We start from the raw sequence: 16,171 nt of genomic DNA, 5'->3' as shown, positions 1-16,171 counted from the left end.
CTACTTGCATGCACCAAATTCAAATCCTATCTTTGCGTCATAATTCTCAAGGGGTGCCTTGCTTTGGTGAAATAAAAAACAAGCAATTTGTTTTTACCAAACTGAAAGACAGGCTGAGATCAAACCCATGTCCCCCCAACCCCCTAAAGGGGGAGTTTTTAGTTTAAAGCCAGCCTTTAGCCTACTTGCTCCCCCTTCAGGGGGCTGGGGGGCTACACCTGATCCGGGTAATGCCGGCGTAGGGAGAGGTAACAAGTTAAGTATACTGCAATTGTACCCTGATGAGCAGTTTAACTATTTTATTTTTAAAAACTTTGAAAAATGTATTCGCGGCTGTCATGGCCCTGCTGCTGCCCGCCCTGGCATCGGCCCAGCTTTCCATATCCGGAAAAATCACTAACCAATCCGGCGAAGCACTGCCCGGCGCAACCGTCACCATCACTAACCCGGCTGTCAATGCTATTGCTGATGCAACCGGCAAGTATCAATTTAACGATTTAAAGCCTGGCAACTACACATTAAAAGCCAGTTATGTTGGTTACCAAACCACCGGCAAAAGCATTGTTTTAGGCAGCACCGCGGTTATTAACATAAAGCTTAACAGCAATACGTTTACAGCCGAGGAAGTTACCGTTAGCTCAACCCGTGCGGTTAAAAACTCACCTACCGCATTCACCAACTTAAGTAAAAAGGACCTTGCTAAAAACAACTTCGGGCAGGATTTGCCTTACCTGTTGAGCCTTACGCCATCGGTAGTAACCACATCTGATGCAGGCGCGGGTATAGGCTATACCGGTATCCGCATCCGCGGTTCTGATGCTACAAGGGTTAACGTTACCATCAATGGAATTCCGTTGAATGATGCCGAAAGCCAGGGATCATACTTTATTGATCTGCCCGATCTGGCCTCATCTGTTGATAATATCCAGGTACAGCGTGGTGTTGGTACATCAACCAACGGTGCCGGCGCATTCGGCGGCAGCATCAATATTCAAACAACCACACGCAGAGACACCGCTTATGCCGAGATCAATACATCGGCAGGCTCTTACGGCTCTATCAAAAACACAGTTAACGCCGGCACCGGTTTATTAGGCGGACATTTTAGTTTAGATGGCCGGTTATCGCGCATCCACTCCAATGGCTATATCGATAGGGCAACGTCCGATTTAAAATCTCTTTACCTGAGCGCCGCCTGGTATGGTAAAAACAGTACCATAAGGGCCAACGTAATATCGGGCCATGAACGCACCTACCAGGCCTGGAACGGCATTGCCGATTATGTTATTGGCGATAATACCCGGGCCGACAATCGTACCTACAACGAATTGGGCTTAATGGCCGATGGCTCGTTTTATAAAGACCAGGTTGATGACTACCTGCAAAACCATTATCAGTTATTGTACGATCAAAAGATAAGCGATAAGCTGTCGTTCAGCGGCGCGCTGCATTATACAAAAGGCAAAGGTTACTACGAGGAGTTTCGCCAGCAGGATGCCGTAGCCAATTATGGTTTAAAACCAGTGATCATTGGTACAGATACTATTGCCACAACTGACCTGGCCCGCCGCCGCTGGTTGGATAATGAATTTTATGGCGTTACCTATGCCCTCAAATATCAACCCGAAAGCAACCTGAACATGACTTTGGGCGGCGCTTATAACCAATACTCGGGCGCGCATTATGGCAATGTTATTTATACCAAAGAAAGCGCCGGCATAGGCCCCAATTATGAGTATTACCGCGATAATGCCAAAAAGAACGACTTTAATATTTTTTACCGCGCAGAGTGGCATTTAAGCAATGTTTTGTTGTATGCAGATGTGCAATACCGCCATATTTACTACAATTTTTACGGTATCGACAGGAACCTGAACAATGCGCAGCAAAGTGTAGAACTTAACTTTTTTAACCCTAAACTGGGTATAACCTATCAGCTTAATGAGCAAAGCAATGTGTATGCATCATTTGCGGTAGGTAACCACGAGCCAAATCGCGATGATTACATAAACTCTGTTCCGCAAAAAAGGCCAAAAGCCGAAAACCTTAAGGATTTTGRAGCGGGTTACCGTACCGTAGGCAAATTTTTTAGCGGCGGCATTAACGGGTTTTACATGTTGTACAAAAACCAGCTGATATTAACCGGCGCGCTAAATGATGTAGGATCGCAAATACGCACCAACGTTGCCGATAGCTATCGCGCGGGCGTGGAACTTGATGGCAAGGTAAGGTTAACCAGCCAGCTTAACTGGGGACTTACCGCTACCTGGAGTGCCAACAAGATCAAAAACTATCACCAGTTTTTATCCAATTATGATGATGGCACATTAGTTGAAGAATCGTTTAAAACAACAACCATTGCCTACTCGCCATCGCTTACCAGCGCAAGCATCATCAGCTACAGCCCTGTTAAAGGCGGCGAAATTGCTTTCATCAGCAAATACGTGAGCAGGCAATATTTAGATAATACCATGAACCAAAACCCTGCAGGCTTCAACATAGCACCAGATAATATTGGCAACCCTTATGCAGCCAACCGTTACCTGAAAAGTTATTTTACGAGCGATGTAAGGCTGCGGTATAATTTCAGCATCAGCGGGGTTAAAAACATTGGATTGGGCTTACAGGTTAGCAACATCTTCAGCAAAAAGTATGAGGCTAACGGCGCTACTTATCCTGATATTGAAGGCGGCAATGTGGTTAACTACAATTACTATTTCCCGCAGGCGCCGCGCAATTTTCTGGCATCGTTGAATCTTAATTTCTGACACGAATATTCACGAATTGAATCAACACGAACGGTCACGAATTTAAGCGAATTTCACGAATCTGGGCGGGTAATATTCAGACAGAACAGTGGTACTAACGAAAACGGGAGTTATGAATGATTTGATATCTCTTTTTATAGAACAAATAAAGGAAACCAACTGGGTGCAATGGCTTGCCGTTGCCCTGGGTGTTGCCGAAGTTTTGCTGGCACGCCGCAATAGCATCTGGCTTTATCCGGCAGGTATTTTGAGCACCGCGATTGCTATTTATCTTTTACTTAATGTTGGGCTTTATGCCGAATCTATCCTGAACGTGTATTACGTTGTAATGAGCGTTTACGGCTGGTGGTACTGGATAAAACGGCGAAACGAGCCGCCTGTACAAATTTCATGGAGCACCAACGCCGAGTGGAAAATAAGCATTGCCATATGTGTTGTTGGCTGGGTGTTTTTTTATGTATTGCTCAAAAACCTGCCAGCTAAGTATTTTACACCATCAAATGTGCCGGTTTGGGATGCATTGATAACTTCAACCGCCTGGGCAGGCATGTGGCTGCTGGCAAGGAGAAAAATTGAGAACTGGATTTTTTTAAATATATCAAACCTGTTTGCGGTACCTATTTTGTTTTATAAACACCTGCCCATGTTTGCCCTGCTAACCGTCTTTTTATTCGTAATAGCCATTTTTGGATATTTTGACTGGAGAAAGAAAGTCAAAGAGGGAGCTGAAAGCCGAAAGCTAAAGGCCGAAAGCTTTTAACGGTAAACTTACAAATTGCTTTGTGTTTTAAGGCGTTCTCTAAATGCGCAAAGTTTTCATGAACTTTAAAAATTGCTTTGAGCTTTTTGCTTTGAGCCTTTAGCTAAAATGAATCGTCCATCATATTTATTAAAACCCGAATGGGTAAAAACCATTCGCGATGCGGCACCCAAAGCCGAAAGACTGGGCATGCTGCATCCCGATCAATTGGCATTGATATATGAACAGGGCTGGTTTAAATTTCTTGTTCCTGAAGCATACTCGGGTTTGCAGCTGGCCTTACCTGACATGGTACGCCTGGAAGAAAGTCTGGCCTGGGCCAATGGCAGCCTGGGATGGGTAGTAACCCTGTGTAGCGGGGCAGGGTGGTTTGGTGGGTTTTTATCGCCACAAATAGCGCAGGAATTAGCTGGTAATCCTTATTTATGTTTGGCCGGGAGCGGTGCATCTACCGGCACAGCAACCGTTACCCATGATGGCTACATCATCAACGGCACCTGGAAATATACAAGCGGGGTACACCATGCCACACACATAACAGCCAATTGCATTATCAAAAACGGCGAAGAAACTGTTTTAAATGACGATGGCAGTGAACTGATCCTCCCTTTTATTTTCGACAGGAAAGATGTTGAAATTTTACCTGCATGGAAATACATCGGCATGATGGCAACCGGCAGCGATGCCTATGAGGTGAAGGATCTTTTTGTTAAGGCCGACAGATGTTTCAGGATCGACCCGGAATTTACGGTGATAGATGAGCCACTATACCGCTACCCTTTTTTGCAATTAGCCGAAGCAACCCTTGCGGCAAATATTTCGGGTTTAGCGGTCCACTTTCTTGATCTTTGCGGACCACTGTTTGAAGAAAAACAATTGGGCAAACGGGTTAGCACAGTCCAAAAAGAAACTACGAAACAKTTACTGGATGAGCTGACCGCCAAATTGCATGAAATCCGCCAGGAATTTTTCATAGTAGTTGATGCATCATGGCGAAGTGGTTTAACAGGTGATGCCGGGTATTTAAACGAGGTAAGTACAAATAGCCGCAAGCTTGCCAAAACAGCAAGAGAATTTGTAGACCAGCTGTACCCCTACTGCGGCTTGCAAGCCGCCAACCCCGATACCGAAATCAGCCAGGTATGGCGCGATCTGCACACCGCAAGCCAGCACTCCCTGCTGAATAGCCTCAGTTAAATTCCGGTTATAACGGAAGTGCTTGAGATACCCCTGCATTAAAACCCGGTATTTTATCCGTCCTGCCGATTTTAATGTTTTGTTTTTTACTTTGTAACAAAACCCTATAATTAACACAAACTTCACACAGCTTTTTAATTTCATTGCTGATATTTGCCCGATTCAAAGCAATATAAAAATGAAGTTTAAACATCTGCTGCTTATTTCCTTATCTGTAATCACCGTTTCTGCATCGGCACAAAAAAGAAAAACCACTACCACCGCCACTTCAACAACTTCGGTACCCCGCCCTAAATTAGTTGTTGGTTTGGTAGTTGATCAAATGCGCTGGGATTACCTTTACCGCTATTATGACCGTTACCAAAGCGGCGGATTTAAACGGATGCTAAATGAAGGCTTTACCTGCGAAAACACCAATATTGATTATATACCTACCGTAACAGCCGCCGGTCATTCGTGTATCTACACCGGCTCTGTGCCCGCAATTCAYGGCATAGCAGGCAACGACTTTATTGTTCAGGCAACAGGAAAATCTGTGTACTGTACCGATGATAGCACGGTTACCACTGTTGGCAGCACCTCAAAAGCCGGGCAAATGTCGCCCCGCAATTTGCTGGTAAGTACCGTTACCGACGAATTAAGACTGGCCACCAATTTCCGCTCGAAGGTCATTGGCATTGCATTGAAAGACAGGGGAGGCATTTTGCCCGCAGGTCATACTGCAAACGCCGCCTATTGGTTTGATGATGCCAGCGGCAACTGGATAAGCAGCACCTATTACATGGCCGATCTGCCTGCCTGGGTTAAAAAATTCAACGATCAAAAGATCCCCGAAAAATACCTTAAACAGGATTGGAACACGCTTTACCCGCTCACTACATATCTGCAAAGCGCACCCGATAACAGCCCCAGATACGAAGGCAAATTTGCAGGAATGGAAGCGCCAACCATGCCTGTTAAAACATCAGCACTATATAAAGGCCATTTAGGAATGATCCGCTCAACCCCTTACGGAAACTCAATGACGCTTGATCTGGCCAAAGCAGCTGTTGAAAGTGAGCAATTAGGAAAAAACACCGTTACCGACTTTTTGGCCGTGAGCCTTTCCTCAACCGATTATATCGGGCATCAATTCGGCCCCAACTCAGTGGAGATTGAGGATACCTACCTGAGGCTTGACCGCGACCTGGCCTCATTTTTTACCTACCTTGATGCTACAGTTGGCAAGGGCAATTATTCGGTATTTTTAAGTGCCGATCATGGCGCCGCGCATAACCCGGGCTTCCTGGCAGATCATAACATCCCGGCCGGTACCTGGGATGAAGGCCTGGCCCAAAAAGAAATGAACACTATGCTGAACGACAAATACAAAGCCGACAAGCTGGTTATCAGCATGGATAATTACCAGGTTAACCTTAACAATGCCGCTATTAAAAAAGCTGGGGTAAGCGAGGAGGCAATAAAGCTTGATTGTATCCAGTACCTGCAAAAACAACCGGCTGTTCAATTTGCCGTTGATATGCAAAAGGTAAATACTGCAACCATTCCCGAGGATTTGCGCACCCGTATTATCAACGGTTATAATACAGAGCATAGTGGCGTTATCCAGGTTGTTTTAAAACCCGGATATTTTTCGGGTCATGGTGCAACCGGCACTACGCATGGAACCTGGGCACCATATGATACCCATATTCCACTTGTATTTATGGGCTGGGGCATTAACCATGGCAGCCTAACCCGTCAAACCCACATGACTGATATTGCCGCTACTATAGCATCACTGCTCCATATACAGGCTCCAGACGGCTGTATTGGGAAGACAATCAGCGAGGTGATAAAATAGGAAAGTCCGAAAGTCGGAAAGTACGGAAGATGAATTTTCAAGACGTTCTTCCAAAATAAAAATTAAACTTTCCGACTTCCGGACTTTCGGTCTTTCCAACTACTTAAAATCATGAAAAAATACATTTCCAAATTTCATTATATAACACAGGATCTGCCAAACCGCAGCCATGCAGAACAGGTGCAGATAGCTTGCGGCGCCGGAGCCAATTGGGTACAATACCGTTGCATGACCAAAGCTGGCAATGAACTGATAGATGAAATAAACGAGATAGCCGAAATTTGTGACGAATGGGGCGCTACACTTATCATAGCTAACCATTACCACCTCCTTCACCTGGTTGATGTGCAAGGTGTACACATAGAAGATCTGGAAGCCGATTTTGTAGCCATTCGCAAAGCCATAGGCGAGGATAAAACTTTGGGAGCATCGGCAACTAACCAGGCCGAACTCCTAAATATACAAACCCTGGGTGTGGTTGATTACTGTGCATATGGTCCGTTTGCATATACGGATACCAAGCCGAATGATTTTCCCTTGTTAGGTTATGATGGTTACCGCCAATTAGTAAAAAAATCTATTGATATTCCTGTCATTGCAGTAGGCGGCATCGGGTTAAAAGATGTAGAGCAACTGCTTAAAATTGGAATTTATGGCATCGCTGTTTCGTCCGCCATTAACCTCTCGCCCGATCCTGCGGGTATGGTGAAGGAGCTGTACAGAACACTATATTGAAAAACGGAGCAGGGCACCACTTAAAGCCCTTATTTTTCCTCCAAACAAACTAAACAATACATCGTAACACGCTAACACACAATATTTTCATTGGTAAGATCAAATTAGCTATTGAATGCGTAAATTGCATATTATTCCAATACCTAATTCTAAATACCATGGAAACCTATAATAAAGTATGGCGGGCATTCTTTGCCGTTTCGCTAATTGCGATTGCCGTACAGCAATTTATTTACACCGGTTTCAGACCGGTGATTATGCCCCCGGAACCAACGTTCATCGAACAAAGCACTTTCTGCATGTGCGTGGTAAGTATCCTGCTAATATTAATATCAATAGCTATTATGGCGGGTATCAATTCGCACGTAGTAGCCGATTATTTAGGTGCTTCGCTACTCCTGATGCTGGTCCTTTTTCATATTCCTTACAACATAAAAACCAATTCGAATAACCTGGGTGGCTGGACCAACGCATTGAAAATGTTAGCCTTTTGCGGCGGCGCTTTAATTGTGGCCACATCACTCCCAACCCATAAAATAAGCGGGATTGATGTTGTAACCGAAAAGTTAAGACCGGCCGGCCCGTATTTCTTTGCAACCACCATAATCATTTTCGGTATCATGCATTTTGTGTATCCCACATTTGTAGCAACGCTTGTACCGGCATGGCTTCCTTTTCCTCTGTTTTGGACATACTTTGCCGGCGTAGCGCTTATTGCCGCAGGGGCAGCCATTGTGCTCCGGGTTAAGGTAAAGCTGGCAGCCACCCTCTTAGGTGTAGCGCTTCTTTTATGGCTTTTTATGCTGCACATTCCCCGGGCCATTGCCGATCCGCACAGTGGCGATGGCAACGAGTGGACCAGCGTTTTTGAAGCATTGGGTTTTAGCGGCATAGCGTTTTTAATAGCCGGAATGTATAAACCCAGGAGACCTGAAACGGGTCAGTAATTGGTCAAAACAGTTGTAGTTGTTTTAGCTGATTTGGTTTTGTTGTATATTCACGCAAAAATTCCATAGCATGACAGCTTATAGCTTTTTACAACATCTTCATTCCGGGTTCAGGTATATTGTACTGGCATTAATATTGGCAGCCATTATTGGCTCATTAATTGGCTGGCTGGGTAAAAAACCCTATACCAATGGCAACCGCAAGCTCAATTTGTTTGCCCTGATATCGGCACATACACAGTTGCTTATTGGCATAGTACTGTACTTTATTAGTCCGCTTGTACAATTCAACAGTGAAACCATGAAAAACAATGTGAGCCGTTATTTTACTGTTGAACACTGGGTTATGATGGTAATAGCTATTGTTTTAATCACCATTGGCCACAGTAAATCTAAAAAAGCAGCAACTCCCGAAGGTAAGCATAAGGTTGTTGCTATCTTTTATATCATTGCTTTATTAATTATTTTGGTGGGTATTATACTAATTCCACGTAGCTAATAGGATTTAGCAAATAAATAGTTTCTAAATAAATTTGATAATTCATTTTTCTTTATAAATTTGTGACCTCGATGATTAAAAACTCACATAAAAACAGCTGGTGGCACCAATTAAATTTGGCAGCCGGGCACGTTTTTGGTCAGAGATAATCTAATCAATTGTAAACCTAAGTAGGAAACCCGGCGACCCCAATTCGTCGGGTTTTTTTATTAAAATATATTTTGAACGTAAAACATGAGCACTTTTAAAATAACCACCACCTATAAAAAACTACTTGCCGATACCACCACCCCGGTAAGCATTTATCTTCGCCTTCGCGATGTATTCCCCAACTCGCTGTTGCTGGAAAGTTCTGACTACCACAGCCGCGAAAACAGTTTAAGTTACATTTGCTGCGAACCAATTGCCGGCCTGGTGCTCAACAATGGCGTTCTAAAAAAACAATATCCCGATGGCAGCCAGGAAAGCCATGAAGCGGGTACGTTTGAATTGATAGACCAGCTTAACCAATTTATTGGCAGTTTTGAAACCGATCCCAATCCGCTTAAAATAATTTCGAATGGCTTGTTTGGTTATTTTACGCACGAGGCAGTTGAGCATTTCGAAACCATCAAACTAAAACAAAGTGACGATGTTAGCCGGCAGATCCCGGTGATGCAATACCATATTTACCGTTACATTATCGCGGTTGATCATTTCAAGAACGAGCTATACATTTTCTATAACCAAAGCGAGGGCGGACCAACCAACGGCGGTATCGAGAAACTGGAATACCTTATCAAAAATAAAAACTTCCCCGAATACAGTTTTAAAAGCAGCGCTGCCGAAAAATCAAACCTTACCAACGAGGAATTTATAGCCATTGTTGAAAAAATGAAGCAGCATATTTTCAGGGGCGATGTTTTCCAGATAGTACCTTCGAGGGCCTTCTCCCGCACTTTCCAGGGCGATGAATTTAATGTTTACCGTGCGTTACGCTCCGTTAACCCGTCGCCATATTTATTTTATTTTGATTACGGCGATTTCAGGATCTTTGGTTCATCGCCCGAAGCGCAAATCACCATAAAAAACAACATAGCCAGCATATTCCCTATAGCAGGCACCTTTAAACGTAGCGGCGATGATGAAAAGGATGCAGAAATAGCCCGCAACCTGGAGAACGACCCCAAAGAATCTGCCGAACACGTGATGCTTGTTGACCTTGCACGTAACGACCTGAGCCGCCATTGCGAGCAGGTAAAAGTTAAGGCTTTTAAAGAAGTACAATATTACTCCCACCTCATCCACCTGGTATCGCACGTAAGCGGAAAGCTTTTGCCAGGCGTATCATCATTTAAAATTGTGGCCGATACCTACCCTGCCGGTACGCTAAGCGGCGCGCCAAAATACCGGGCAATGGAGATTATTGATGAGAACGAAAAAGCTAAACGCAGCTTTTACAGCGGCGCCATAGGGTTCATGGGTTTCAATGGTGAATTTAACCACGCTATCATGATCCGCTCGTTCCTCAGCAAAAACAACACCCTGCATTACCAGGCAGGAGCAGGCATTGTAGCGGGCTCTGTGGCCGAAAGTGAACTGAAGGAGGTTGATAACAAAATAGCGGCTTTAAGAAGGGCTGTTGAACTGGCGGAGGAACTTTAGATATTTCGGATTTGGTTTTTAGGATTTAGAATTTACAACATGAACAAAATATTAATAATAGACAATTACGATTCCTTCACCTACAACCTGGTGCATTTGGTTAACGAGCTTGGCCGCCAATGCGAGGTTTGGCGGAACGATAAATTTGCAATAGAAGATGTGGATGCTTATGATAAGATTATCCTGTCACCGGGACCTGGCATACCTTCAGAGGCAGGGTTGCTGCTGGAGGTGATCGAAAAATATTCGCCTACAAAAAGCATTTTGGGTGTTTGTTTAGGCCAGCAGGCTATAGCAGAAGTTTTTGGTGGCAGCTTATACAATCTTAGCCAGCCGATGCATGGTATTGCTACGCCGATAAGGATTACCGATGACCAGGAGGAGATTTTTAAAGGGCTTCCCGAGAGTTTTAAGGTAGGCCGCTACCATTCATGGGTAGTAAAAAATGATGGTTTTCCCGAAGTATTAAAAATTACTGCAATTGACGAATCCGATAATTCAATCATGGCATTATCACATCGTGAATATGACGTACGGGGAGTACAGTTTCACCCGGAATCTATACTCACGGAGTACGGGAAAGAAATGATGCAGAACTGGTTAAACCGGTAATTGACGGATAATGATAACTTTGTGTTAACAAACACAAATGTCATTGCGGGGTACGAAGCAATGACATTTGTTTTTAAGATTTGATACATGACAATACTTGATAAAATAGTTGCCAATAAAAAAAAGGAAGTGGAGTACGCCAAAAAACGAACTTCATATATCGAACTGGAAGAATCTGAATATTTCCACCGGGAAACCTATTCATTCAAAGAATTTCTGCTTGACCCCGCTCGTACAGGTATTATAGCCGAATTCAAGCGCAAATCGCCTTCAAAGGGCATTATTAACGACAAGGTTAGGGTTAGCAAAGTAACAACCGATTACGCGGCTGCAGGGGCTTCAGCGCTCTCTGTTTTAACCGATAGGGATTTTTTCATGGGGCGTAAGGCCGACCTTAAGAAGGCCCGTTCAGTAAACAACATCCCGGTTTTACGTAAGGATTTTATGATAGATGAATACCAGGTAATAGAAGCTAAATCATTAGGCGCTGATATAATCCTGCTGATAGCCGCTATACTTACACCTGCCGAGATAGATAAACTGGCCACATTGGCTAAAAGTATTGGCTTGAATGTATTACTGGAAGTTCATAACCTCGAAGAGCTGGAGCGCAGTATCCACCCCAAATTAGATGCTATCGGTGTAAATAACCGTAACCTGGCCGATTTTTCCGTTTCGGTAGAAACATCATACAAACTGGCCAAACATATCCCAGCCGAGTTTATGAAGATCTCAGAAAGCGCCATTAGCGACCCCGCAACAATAAGGCACCTTAAGCTGGAAGGTTTTAATGGCTTTTTAATTGGCGAAACCTTTATGAAGCAGGAAGACCCCGGGCAGGCCATGCGCGATTTTGTAGCGCAGCTATAAAGTTAAAAATATCGTGTCAAAACAACAGAGGGGTTTGCCATTTGGCAAACCCCTCTGTTGTTTTATTATAATGCATGCCTGCGATTAATTCTTATCAAAAAACAATTTGGTAGTTACCAAATCGCCGCCAATAGCTGCAGAAGCCTTATCGTAGTTTACTACGTTTACGTTTTGCTCACCCACAGGATATGTAAACCTGGTTGGGAAATCGCTTACCGGATTAGCGGGTTTAGGCAATACAGGATAGTCTAACCTCCTGCTTTCTATCCAGGCGTCCCATCCACGGTTGTACAATGCCAGCCATTTTTGGTATCCTATTTTTTGCTTATAGTTACCTGTTGCTGTTGCATAAGCAACAGCTGGTTTAACAATGTAGGCTGCAGCCTCGGCAGGAGTCCCTCCCCAATATTCAATTGATGCTGTTATGCCATTTGTGTAATGAATAGCTGCTGTGCCTCCCACATTGTAACCTCTTTCAACCGCTTCTGCCAGGTTAAATTCGGTTTCAGCATAATCCAACAATAAGCCTGGAAAATTGGGTTCTGTTAAAGTTGTACTTGGCTTTGAGAAGGCATCATAACTATTTTTGGTGCCAACTTTACCGCCGGAGTACCCCCCCGCCGCGTCAGTTGTAAAGTATAAAGGAAGTCTTGGATCAGCACCGCCCGTCAGGTTATCAACTATAGTTTTTGAGGCTATAAAATCAAGCCTGCCGCTTTGCACCAGGTCAACCCATATTGGGTTTGTATTTGGCGGGGCCGAAGCGAATTTAAATTCTGCATTATCTGCATTACTGGTAAATACACCTGCAGCCACAGCAGACTCAACTGCGGCTTTTGCCTTAGCGTTATCGGCATCGGCTAAAGTGATGCCCATTTTTAATTTAAATGTATTGGCAAACCTTTTCCAACTGGCAATATCGCCCCCATAAACCTGGTCTGCATCACCTAAACTACCCTGCCCTTCATCAAGGGCAGCTATGTCGGCATCTAACCTTGTTAATAAAGCCGCATAAACAGTAGCAGCATCATCGTACTTAGGAAATTTGTTATCAATCTTTAGTGCTTCAGTATAAGGTATATTGCCAAAAGTAGTTAGCAGGTAATAATATGTATACACCTCCATAATATCCGTGATAGCAATATCATTCTTTACTGTTCCGGCATCGAGAATAGTCGTTGGAAATTTTACTTTAGCCTGCTCAAATGGTTCCAGTACATCACGATAATAGGCAGTCCAGATACCATCAGGAATTTTATTATTCTTTATATCATAGTTACTTTCGGTAACATAAGTAGTTTCCTGCCATTGCTGCTCTATCAGCCTGAAAGTATTTAAATAAACATTTGAAGATGCGAGCGTGCTTGCCAAAGTGTTTTGAGCCTGTGTAAACAAGGCTGTTCCTGGCACCGTTTGAAATCCCTTGGGATTGGTGTTAAGGCTGGTTATATCTTTTTTGCAGGCCCCCAATAATAACATTGGTATTGCGGCTGCTATAATGATTTTTTTCATTTGAGTAGTTCTTAGAATGTTAGTTTGGCATTGAGTGAAATTGTCCTTACAGTTGGGTAAGCACCTGATTGATACCCTTGGAGGTTACCAGAACTCAAACTTTCTTCCGGATCGGCATAAGGCAGATTTTTGTGGATAATCCACAGGTTACGCCCGATCAATGAAAAATCAATACCTTTAATCGGGCCTAATTTTGATACTGTTTTTTGCGGAAGGCTATAAGTAATCTGTGCCTGCCTTAATTTAATATAACCGGCATCATAAACAAAGCCTGCGTTAGGATTAAGTTCATAACCGTACAAGCCCGAGCCTGTATTTTCAACACGCGTGGTATTTGGCTGACCATCTTCGGTAACACCTTTTAAGATAACACCGCCCCCATCTGCTATAGGAAGACGTGAAGGCTTGCCTTTATCATTTAAGCCAGCGGTGAGCGGATATAAACCGGTGTCATAACCATAGTAGGTATCTAACGAGAACACGCTTCCGCCTTTCCTGATATCGATCAGGAAGCTCAATGTAAAGTCTTTATACCTGAAACTGTTGTTGATACCACCTATCCATTTAGGGTTGCTGTTACCAATTACATTGTTTGCAGTATTTGTTTGCTCATAGTAGCCATCGCCGTCAACTACTTTTTGCCCGTTTTTATAAATAAAATCGGTACCACGAATAGTTCCCAACGGCTGGCCTAAAGTAGCATTGATTGTAACGCCACCCTGGAACGTACCGATTTGGAGGTTTTTTGCCTGCTGACCTGTTGCATCTGCAAACAGCTCAAGTACCTTGCTATTGTTTTTGGTAAAGTTCACATTAATTTTCCACGAAAAATTCTTGGAACTTACCGGCGTTCCATTTAGTGACAGTTCGATACCTTTATTCTGTACCGTTCCCGAGTTCAGGTATGCCGCACTATAACCTGTTGCTGATGAAACCGTAACCGGGATGATCTGGTCGATGGTTTTATTCACATAATATGTTCCATCAAAACCTAAGCGATTGTTAAAAAAGGCCAGCTCAATACCACCCTCAGTACTGCTTGTACGCTCGGGTTTTAAATTTGCGTTGTTTTTTGTAGCATTTACAACAGCCTGCGGCGCCCCGTTAATTGGCGTACCTAAAGTGTAAGTATCTATTGTACTGTAAATTGGGGCATCATTACCAACCTCAGCATAGTTGACCCTTAATTTACCATATGATAACCAGGTATATTGTTTAAGCAATTCGGAGAAAACAAAACCTGCGGAAACTGCCGGGTAGTAGTAAGTGTTATTCCCTTTTGGTAATGTTGAGGATACATCCCGTCTTAAGGTACCATCAAGAGTGTAAGTATTTTTCCAGGTTAAGGTTGCACCTGCATATATACCATCAACCTCTCTCTTTTGATCTGCCTCTATAGGTGCATCAGGAGTATTTAACGAGTTTGATAAAGTATAAACCCCCGGAACAATTAAGCCACCATTGGTTATCGCATAAATATCCTGATATCTCTGTTTTCTTATGTTTGTACCGGCAACAGCTTTCAGGTTGAAATCTTTACCGATATTTTTATTCATGCTGGCGATCAGGTCATAATCTGTTTCGTTCCAGCCGGTATTCCTTCTTGAATAACTTGAAACACCTGTTGTACCAATAGCTCGCCGTTCATCCTGTAATTGGTTCCAATTATCAACGGTTACACGGCCCAATATATTTAACCAGCTTGTAGGTTTATAATTGGCGTAAACATTACCAAAGTAACGGTTACGGGAGTCGGATTCGTAGTTTTGATAACGCATAAAATATGGGTTATCCCAATAAATAGCAGTAGGATCATCAAAGTTGCTCAAGTTCCAGGTAGCATTACCATTTTCCCCCTGGGCAAGGCTATTATAATAAGCATTCTTCAATTGCTTAATATCATTGTTCACCTGCCACCATTGTCTAAAGTTACCCAAAACGTTCTCTGACGAATAGCCTGTACCATACCGGCCAATACCATCAGTACGGGTATAATCAACAGAAGCTCCGGCAGTCAGTTTACTGGTAATATTGTATGTTCCGGCAAAGTTAATAGCGTTTTTTTGAATATTACTGTTTGGCAAAATACCATTGTCGTTATTACGGGTATAACCCAATTTAAATGACCCGTTGTCGCCGCCATTTGTAATAAATATACTTTGGTTATTTGAAACCGGCTTTTCAAAAAATGTAGAAGGGTCATTTGCTGCTGCAACCCAGGGGGTAGCCTGGCCGTAAGTTGGTAAGCCTTTGTAAAATGCATTCCATTGATAAACTTTCAGGTTAGGATTAAATGCATGGCCATATGATGCATCTTCGGTTAATGGATCAACCAGATCATCTTTCCCATCGCCATTAACATCCCTAAACCAAAAATAGCCCGAATCATCTTCATAATACGGACCGTAACCGCCACCATATTCTTTTTGGTACTTAGTAAAGGTGGATTTATCAATTGCCCCTAAACTAACACCGGCATTGACAACTATACCTAAACCTTTTTTAGCTTTTTTTGTGGTGATCAATATTACACCATTTGCACCTTGCGAGCCGTACAGCGCACTTGCTGCCGCGCCTTTTAACACGGTAACAGACTCGATATTATCAGGGTTTATATCCTGTACCGGGCTACCATAGTCATAACCACCACGACCTGTCCTTTGGTCGGATGAGTTAATGGTTGAACCGGAGGGGGCACCATTATTAAATGGAACTCCATCCACCACAAATAAAGCCTGATTTGAATTAAATATTGATTTTGAACCGCGGATCACCACGTTGGTT

General features: G+C 43.4%; 12 protein-coding genes. 10 read left to right on the top strand and 2 right to left on the bottom strand.

Going from position 1 to position 16,171, the window contains the following annotated elements; translation table 11 throughout:
- Nucleotides 1-314: 314 nt before the first annotated feature.
- The 10 genes from AC1DPZ_RS03230 (at nt 315) to trpC (ending at nt 11,875) form a co-directional block, all read left to right on the top strand.
- On the top strand, nt 315-2,768 hold the full coding sequence (locus tag AC1DPZ_RS03230) for a TonB-dependent receptor (protein WP_477401211.1): 2,454 nt from the start codon (nt 315-317) through the stop codon (nt 2,766-2,768).
- A 112-nt stretch (nt 2,769-2,880) separates the two neighbouring features.
- Nucleotides 2,881-3,528 carry a nicotinamide riboside transporter PnuC gene (pnuC, locus tag AC1DPZ_RS03225; RefSeq protein WP_477401209.1) on the top strand — a complete coding sequence of 216 codons (648 nt, stop codon included), beginning with the start codon at nt 2,881-2,883 and terminating at the stop codon, nt 3,526-3,528.
- Between the two features lie 108 nt (nt 3,529-3,636).
- Complete coding sequence (locus tag AC1DPZ_RS03220) at nt 3,637-4,725, top strand: acyl-CoA dehydrogenase family protein (protein ID WP_477401208.1); 1,089 nt, start codon at nt 3,637-3,639, stop codon at nt 4,723-4,725.
- Nucleotides 4,726-4,903: 178 nt separating this feature from the next.
- Entirely contained in the window at nt 4,904-6,568 is a 1,665-nt protein-coding gene (gene pafA / locus AC1DPZ_RS03215; protein ID WP_477401206.1) for an alkaline phosphatase PafA, read from the top strand.
- A 111-nt stretch (nt 6,569-6,679) separates the two neighbouring features.
- Nucleotides 6,680-7,303 (top strand): thiamine phosphate synthase, encoded by a 624-nt coding sequence (locus AC1DPZ_RS03210; RefSeq protein ID WP_477401205.1) that lies wholly within the window; start codon nt 6,680-6,682, stop codon nt 7,301-7,303.
- Between the two features lie 158 nt (nt 7,304-7,461).
- The gene (locus tag AC1DPZ_RS03205; RefSeq protein ID WP_477401204.1) at nt 7,462-8,250 is read left to right on the top strand and encodes a DoxX family protein; all 789 of its coding nucleotides are present in this window, start codon (nt 7,462-7,464) and stop codon (nt 8,248-8,250) included.
- A gap of 70 nt (nt 8,251-8,320) precedes the next feature.
- Nucleotides 8,321-8,749 carry a cytochrome B gene (locus AC1DPZ_RS03200; protein WP_477401202.1) on the top strand — a complete coding sequence of 143 codons (429 nt, stop codon included), beginning with the start codon at nt 8,321-8,323 and terminating at the stop codon, nt 8,747-8,749.
- Nucleotides 8,750-8,983: 234 nt separating this feature from the next.
- Nucleotides 8,984-10,393, top strand: a complete 1,410-nt coding sequence (locus AC1DPZ_RS03195; RefSeq protein WP_477401201.1) for an anthranilate synthase component I family protein — start codon at nt 8,984-8,986, stop codon at nt 10,391-10,393.
- Between the two features lie 39 nt (nt 10,394-10,432).
- Nucleotides 10,433-11,005 carry an anthranilate synthase component II gene (locus AC1DPZ_RS03190; RefSeq protein WP_477401200.1) on the top strand — a complete coding sequence of 191 codons (573 nt, stop codon included), beginning with the start codon at nt 10,433-10,435 and terminating at the stop codon, nt 11,003-11,005.
- A gap of 87 nt (nt 11,006-11,092) precedes the next feature.
- Nucleotides 11,093-11,875, top strand: coding sequence for an indole-3-glycerol phosphate synthase TrpC (trpC, locus tag AC1DPZ_RS03185; RefSeq protein ID WP_477401199.1), 783 nt, complete (start codon nt 11,093-11,095; stop codon nt 11,873-11,875).
- An 84-nt stretch (nt 11,876-11,959) separates the two neighbouring features.
- Here trpC and AC1DPZ_RS03180 read toward each other — a convergent pair whose 3' ends face one another.
- Together AC1DPZ_RS03180 and AC1DPZ_RS03175 are read right to left on the bottom strand one after the other, a co-directional pair.
- Complete coding sequence (locus AC1DPZ_RS03180) at nt 11,960-13,387, bottom strand: SusD/RagB family nutrient-binding outer membrane lipoprotein (RefSeq protein WP_477401197.1); 1,428 nt, start codon at nt 13,385-13,387, stop codon at nt 11,960-11,962.
- A gap of 11 nt (nt 13,388-13,398) precedes the next feature.
- Nucleotides 13,399-16,171 (bottom strand): SusC/RagA family TonB-linked outer membrane protein (locus AC1DPZ_RS03175; protein WP_477401195.1); only part of this gene is annotated, 2,773 nt, incomplete at its 5' end.

This window comes from Mucilaginibacter sp. P4_G9, from assembly GCF_056400985.1.
Note: the sequence above shows the minus strand (reverse complement) of the source record. Positions and strands in the feature narration are given on the sequence as shown.

What these genes read in the sequence shown, in the direction of transcription:
- pnuC (WP_477401209.1), top strand. Translation starts at nt 2,881, where the DNA reads ATGAATGATTTGATATCTCTTTTTATAGAACAAATAAAGGAAACCAAC.
- AC1DPZ_RS03210 (WP_477401205.1), top strand. Translation starts at nt 6,680, where the DNA reads ATGAAAAAATACATTTCCAAATTTCATTATATAACACAGGATCTGCCA.
- AC1DPZ_RS03205 (WP_477401204.1), top strand. Translation starts at nt 7,462, where the DNA reads ATGGAAACCTATAATAAAGTATGGCGGGCATTCTTTGCCGTTTCGCTA.
- AC1DPZ_RS03200 (WP_477401202.1), top strand. Translation starts at nt 8,321, where the DNA reads ATGACAGCTTATAGCTTTTTACAACATCTTCATTCCGGGTTCAGGTAT.
- AC1DPZ_RS03195 (WP_477401201.1), top strand. Translation starts at nt 8,984, where the DNA reads ATGAGCACTTTTAAAATAACCACCACCTATAAAAAACTACTTGCCGAT.
- AC1DPZ_RS03190 (WP_477401200.1), top strand. Translation starts at nt 10,433, where the DNA reads ATGAACAAAATATTAATAATAGACAATTACGATTCCTTCACCTACAAC.
- trpC (WP_477401199.1), top strand. Translation starts at nt 11,093, where the DNA reads ATGACAATACTTGATAAAATAGTTGCCAATAAAAAAAAGGAAGTGGAG.
- AC1DPZ_RS03180 (WP_477401197.1), bottom strand. Translation starts at nt 13,387, where the DNA reads ATGAAAAAAATCATTATAGCAGCCGCAATACCAATGTTATTATTGGGG.